At 65.3% G+C, this 5825-nt stretch carries 5 protein-coding genes; 1 reads left to right on the top strand and 4 read right to left on the bottom strand.

What is annotated here, in order from left to right; all coding sequences use genetic code 11:
* Nucleotides 1–179 precede the first annotated feature (179 nt).
* Nucleotides 180–875 (bottom strand): RlmE family RNA methyltransferase, encoded by a 696-nt coding sequence (locus WCE35_RS23950; RefSeq protein ID WP_424595789.1) that lies wholly within the window; start codon nt 873–875, stop codon nt 180–182.
* Nucleotides 876–931: 56 nt separating this feature from the next.
* Nucleotides 932–1975, bottom strand: coding sequence for a Ppx/GppA phosphatase family protein (locus WCE35_RS23945; protein ID WP_424595788.1), 1044 nt, complete (start codon nt 1973–1975; stop codon nt 932–934).
* Between the two features lie 194 nt (nt 1976–2169).
* Between WCE35_RS23945 and WCE35_RS23940 the strand changes: the two genes are divergently transcribed.
* Nucleotides 2170–4545, top strand: a complete 2376-nt coding sequence (locus WCE35_RS23940; protein WP_424595787.1) for a xanthine dehydrogenase family protein molybdopterin-binding subunit — start codon at nt 2170–2172, stop codon at nt 4543–4545.
* Nucleotides 4546–4655: 110 nt separating this feature from the next.
* Here the strand turns inward: WCE35_RS23940 and WCE35_RS23935 are convergent, their stop codons facing one another.
* Together WCE35_RS23935 and WCE35_RS23930 are read right to left on the bottom strand one after the other, a co-directional pair.
* The gene (locus WCE35_RS23935) at nt 4656–5264 is read right to left on the bottom strand and encodes a 2-hydroxychromene-2-carboxylate isomerase (protein WP_424595786.1); all 609 of its coding nucleotides are present in this window, start codon (nt 5262–5264) and stop codon (nt 4656–4658) included.
* A 14-nt stretch (nt 5265–5278) separates the two neighbouring features.
* Nucleotides 5279–5825: hypothetical protein (locus tag WCE35_RS23930; RefSeq protein ID WP_424595785.1), on the bottom strand; the 547-nt coding region annotated here is incomplete at its 5' end.

Genomic DNA, 5825 nt, shown 5'->3' with positions numbered 1-5825 from the left:
TCGAAAGGGCGACCAGCGGCGCGCGACGTATCCGTGTAAGGGTCTTGGTTTCCATTGCAATCTCCGCCTTTGCGCCCATCCCGCCCGAGTATAGATGAGAAAGCTCGCCGGTGTCAGGTCCGTGCTGCACCATTCCAGACAGGATCGATTGCCTCTCCCGCGATGACAGCAGGGGTTTTCTAGGCGTCCGTCTTCGCCGGTGCGCCGCGAAATCCGGTCGCCAGCACGTAACGTTCGGAGGAATCCTGGCGGCTCGACGCCGGCTTCACGTGCCGCACGCTGGCAAAATCGCGCTTCAACTGCGCCAGCAGCTCGGCCTCGGCGCCGCTCTGGAACACTTTTGCGACGAACGCGCCGCCGGGATTGAGCACGTCGGCGGCAAAGGCGGCGGCGCCCTCGACGAGACCGAGAATCCGGAGCTGATCGGTCTTGCGGTGACCGGTGGTGTTGGCGGCCATGTCCGAGAGCACCACGTCGGCGCGGCCGCCGATCATCGCGACCAACTTTTCCGGCGCGCCCTCGCCGAGAAAATCGAGCTGCGCAAAGCTCACGCCCGCGATCTCCGGCATCTCCAGCAGGTCGATCGCGATCACCTTGCCCTTGCCGTCGGCCGCGCCGACGCGCCTGGCGGCGATCTGGCTCCAGCCGCCCGGCGCCGCGCCGAGATCGACCACCGTCATCCCCGATTTGAGGAAGCGGTATTTGTCGTCGATCTCGATCAGCTTGTAGGCGGCGCGCGAGCGATAGCCATCCCGTTTGGCCTGCGCCACATAGGGATCGTTGAGCTGCCGCTCCAGCCAGAGCTTTGAGGACAGCTTGCGCTTGCCGCCGCTCTTGACCGTGACGTGCAGCCGCCCGGTAGTGTCCTTGGCCATATCGATCCTGCCTTGAGATGCTGGATGCGATCTAGCACATCACGTCCGGCCGCGCATCAAATCGCCCGTAGCGCGCCATCGGCGCGCATCATCTCGACCAGCATGCCCTCGCGCAGGCCGCGGTCGGCGACGCGCAGCCGCGGCAACGGGAACGCGTCGCGGATCGCATCGAGGATGGCGCAGCCCGCCAGCACCAGATCGGCGCGCTCGACGCTGATGCAATTGCTGTCGACGCGTTCCCGGTAGCTCATGCCGAGCAGCCGCGCGATGGTCGCGGTCACGTCCGCGTCGTTCATCCAGATGCCGTCGATGCGGCGGCGATCGTAGCGCGGCAGATCGAGAAATACCCCGGCCAGCGTGGTCACCGTGCCCGAGGTGCCGAGCATGTGCATGTCCTTCAGATCGGTGCCGTGCTCGACGGCGAACGGCGTCACGTGCCGGGCAACCTCCTGCACCATCCGCGCATAGGATTCCGGCGTCACATCCCTGCCGCCGAAATGCTCGGCCAAAGTGACGACGCCGAGCGGGATCGACATCCATGCCTTGATGCGGGGCGCGGCGTCCTGCCCGTCGGGATCGCGCTCGATCCTGACCAGTTCGGTCGATCCGCCGCCGATGTCGAACAGGATCGCGCCCCGCCCTTTGGGGTCGAGCAGCGGCGAGCAGCCGACCACGGCCAGCGCGGCTTCGGTCTCGCGGTCGATCACCTCGAGCCTGATGCCGGTTTCGGCCGCCACACGATCCCGAAAGCTGTCGGCATTATCGGCGGCGCGGCAGGCCTCGGTGGCAATCAGCCGCAGCCGCCGCGCTTTCCGGTACCGGATCTTGTCGCGGCATATGCTCAGGGCTGATATCGCGCGTTCGATCGCGGCTTCGCTGATGGAACCGGTCGCGGAAATGCCTTCGCCGAGGCGGATGATCCGCGAGAAGGAATCGACCACGCGAAACCCCTCGCCGATCGGACAGGCGATCAACAACCGGCAATTATTGGTGCCAAGGTCCAGCGCGGCGTAGACGCCGTTCCCGATGGCCGTCGCAGCCGATCCTGACGGGCTTGCGCACGGCGCAGCGCCGTCGCGAAGCCTCATGTCATCGTTCATCAAAAATGTCTTTCCGCTGGCCTTGCCGGCCGCCGAAGAATTACCGTTCACGGAAACTCTAGCAGCGCCAAGGGCCTGCGCAACACTGATCACATGGGACCATGCCCAATCAGGCGTTGTCGCCGCCCCATCCGTGCGTTATCTGGTCCAAGGCCCACGGGCCCCCGCAAATCAGGGCATTTCAGGTGATTTCCATGCAAGATCATACGTTTCCGTCGTCTCTGGAAAACGCTATCGCACTGCAAAAATACGGGGTCGGGCAGCCGGTGCGCCGCAAGGAAGACGACACGCTGGTCCGCGGCAAGGGCAAATATACCGACGATTTCAACCTGCCTGGACAGGCCTATGCCTCTATCGTGCGCTCCAGCCACGCCCACGGCATCATCCGCGGCATCGACATTTCAGCCGCCAGGGCAATGCCGGGCGTGCTCGGCGTCTACACGGGGAAAGACCTGGCGGCGGCGAACTACAACCCCTTCACCTGTGGCCTGCCGCTGAAAAGCCGCGACGGCTCGCCGCTGTTGCAAACCAACCGCCTGGCGCTACCGACCGACAAGGTGCGCTTCGTCGGCGATCCCGTCGCCTTCGTCGTCGCCGTGACACTTGCGCAGGCGCGCGATGCCGCCGAAGCCATTGTGCTCGACATCGAGCCGCTGCCGGCCGTCACCGATGCCGCCGAAGCGACAAAACCCGGCGCGCCCCAGCTTTACGATCACATCCCGAACAACGTCGCGCTCGACTACCACTATGGCGATACCGCAAAGATCGACGCGGCCTTCGCCGGCGCCGCGCATGTGACCAAACTCGACATCGTCAACACCCGCGTCGCCGTGGTGACGATGGAGCCGCGGGTGGCGCTGGCAGCCTTCGACCAAGCGAGCGAGCGTTACACGCTGCAAGTTCCGACCCAGGGCGTTTCCGGCAACAAGGCGACGCTGGCGAAGATTCTCAACGTGCCGAACGAAAAAGTTCGCATCCTCACGCCCAATGTCGGCGGCTCGTTCGGCATGAAGAACGTCAATTATCCCGAATATACCTGCATCCTGCATGCGGCGAAGGTGCTGGGACGACCGGTGAAATGGACCGATGAGCGCTCGACCAGTTTTCTGTCCGACAGCCATGGCCGCGCCCAGTCCATCCATGCCGAACTCGCGCTTGATGCCGAGGGCAAATTCCTCGCCGTCCGCCTCGAAGGCTACGGCAATCTCGGCGCCTACATCACCGGCGTGGCGCCGGGGCCGCTGTCGCTCAATACCGGAAAAAATCTCGCCAGCGTCTACCGCACGCCGCTGCTCGGCGTCGACATCAAGACGGTCTTGACCAACACCACGCTGATGGGCGCCTATCGCGGCGCCGGCCGGCCCGAGGCCAATTACTACATGGAACGCCTGATCGACCGCGCCGCCGACGAGATCGGCATCAACCGGTTGACCTTGCGCAAGCGCAACTTCATCAAGCCGGCGCAACTGCCCTTCCCCGCCGCCTCCGGCGTCACCTATGACAGCGGCGATTTCCAGGGCGTGTTCAACGAGGCGCTGGAGATTTCCGATCACGCCAATTTTGCCAAACGCAAGAAGGAAAGCCGCAAGGCTGGCAAGCTGCGCGGCATCGCCGTCGGCTGCTATCTTGAGGTCACCGCGCCGCCGGCCGGCGAACTTGGCAAGATCACGTTCGAGCCGGACGGCTCGGTGAAGCTGACCACCGGCACGCTGGATTACGGCCAGGGCCATGCCACCCCGTTCGCGCAGGTGCTATCGGCACAGCTCGGGGTGCCCTTTGAGGCGATCACGCTGGAGCAGAACGACAGCGATCTCGTCCGCTTCGGCAACGGCACCGGCGGCTCGCGCTCGATCACCGCGACCGGCACCGCGATCGTCGAATCCGCGGCGCTGGTGATCGAAAAGGGCAAGCAGGCGGCAGCGCATCTCCTGGAGGCCTCCGAAGCCGATATCGAATTCGCCGGCGGTCGCTTCACCATCGCCGGCACCGACCGCTCGATCGGCATCATGGAGCTGGCGCAGCGGATGCGCGAGGGCAAGATGCCCGACGGCGTGCCGTCCTCGCTCGACGTCGACCACGCCACCAGGGACACGCCGTCGACCTTCCCCAATGGCTGCCATGTCGCGGAGGTCGAGATCGATCCCGAGACCGGCGTGACGCGGATCGTGCGCTACACCGGCGTCAATGATTTCGGCACCATCGTCAATCCGATGCTCGTTGCCGGCCAGTTGCATGGCGGCGTCGCGCAGGGCATCGGCCAGGCGCTGATGGAGGAAGTCAGCTACGATTCAAGCGGCCAGCCGATCACCGGCTCGTTCATGGACTACGCGATGCCGCGCGCGGAAGACATTCCGATGATGACGGTCGGCGACCATCCCTCGCCGGCAAAATCCAATCCGCTGGGCATCAAGGGCTGCGGCGAAGCCGGTTGCGCCGGGAGTCTGGTATGTATCGTCAACGCCGTGATCGACGCGCTTTCGGAGTACGGCATCACGCAAATAGACATGCCGCTGACGCCGGAACGGGTCTGGCGGGCGATCGAGGACGCGAAGAAGACGAAGGCGGCGTAAGGCTATCGGAGCAGTGGGCTTTCTTACCTCGCCCCGCAAGCGGGGCGAGGTAAGAAACGACGCCGCCCCCTGCTCATGCTGCTGCCAGATCGCGATGACCGCACGCTGGGCTAGCCCAGCTTCTTCAGGGCGCGCTCCAGGAGGTCCAGCCGATCCTGGCCCCAGAAAATCTCGCCGGAGGCCAGCACGTAGCTCGGCGCGCAGAACACGCCGGCCGCCAGCGCCTCCTGAGTGAACTTCTCGTGCAGCGCGTCGAGTTCGGCGTCTGACGGGCCGCCGGCGCGCAGCGCCGCGGCGTCAAGACCGGCGCGCTGCGCGGCGGACGAAATGGTTGCGGGATCGGTCAGCGATTCCTCGCGCTCCCACAGCGCGCGCCCCAGTTCCAGCGACAGCCGGTGCGCATCCTTGCCTTGCAACTTGGCCGCGATCACCAGCCGCGTCGCCGCGACGTCGTCGCAGGGAAAGTGTTTGGGCTCCAGATTCAAGGGAACGCCGCGCACCTCGCGCCAGCGCTTCAGCTCCATCATGCGGTAGGCGCGCCGCTGCGGCGAGCGCTTCGGCAGCGGCAGCCCGCCGGTCTGCTCAAAGATCGGCCCGAACTTGCAGGGCTTGATGTTGACGGCCGCATGATTTCGCCTGGCGATCTCGGCGAACGGCGCGCTGCCGAGATAGGTCCAGGGCGAGTTGAGCGTCATGTAGTAATCGACTGTGACGGGCATGATACCTGATTTCCTTACGCCGCCGCCTGTTCGCGCGGCTGGGTGATCGCGATATGCTGGCAATGCGCCAGCGGCGTGTTGCCGTTGGCAACCACCAGCGCGTCGAGCTCGACGAAGCGGTGGCCTTTCTTGTCGTAATTGCCGGTGACCTTTGCACGCGCCGCGATCTCGTCGCCGCTCCTCGCAGCCGATAGCAGCTGCATCTTGCTGCCGACATGGATCCAGGGACCGAGAATGGCGTTGTCGACCAGCACCTTGTTCATCACCCGCTGCAACAGGCCGGGATGGCCCAGACCTTCGCGCGCGTAGATCGGATGCGTCTCGCGAATGTCGGTCAGATATTCCCTCGCCGCGTCGCCGGCCCAGGCGCGCGGCGCCGTGCCGAGCCATTTGCCGACTTCATAGGAGTTGGCATTCACCGGCATGCGCTCGGCTGCCGCGGCGACGGCGCTGAAATCGGCGAGCGAAACCGCCGGCGCGGATGCGGGCAACGACGCACTGCCGGTGGCACAGAGCTGGCCGCGGCTCTGAACCGCGATCGACAGCACGCCATGGCTTTCC

It is taken from the genome of Bradyrhizobium sp. (assembly GCF_049691595.1).
Taxonomy (GTDB): domain Bacteria; phylum Pseudomonadota; class Alphaproteobacteria; order Rhizobiales; family Xanthobacteraceae; genus Bradyrhizobium.
Note: the sequence above shows the minus strand (reverse complement) of the source record. Positions and strands in the feature narration are given on the sequence as shown.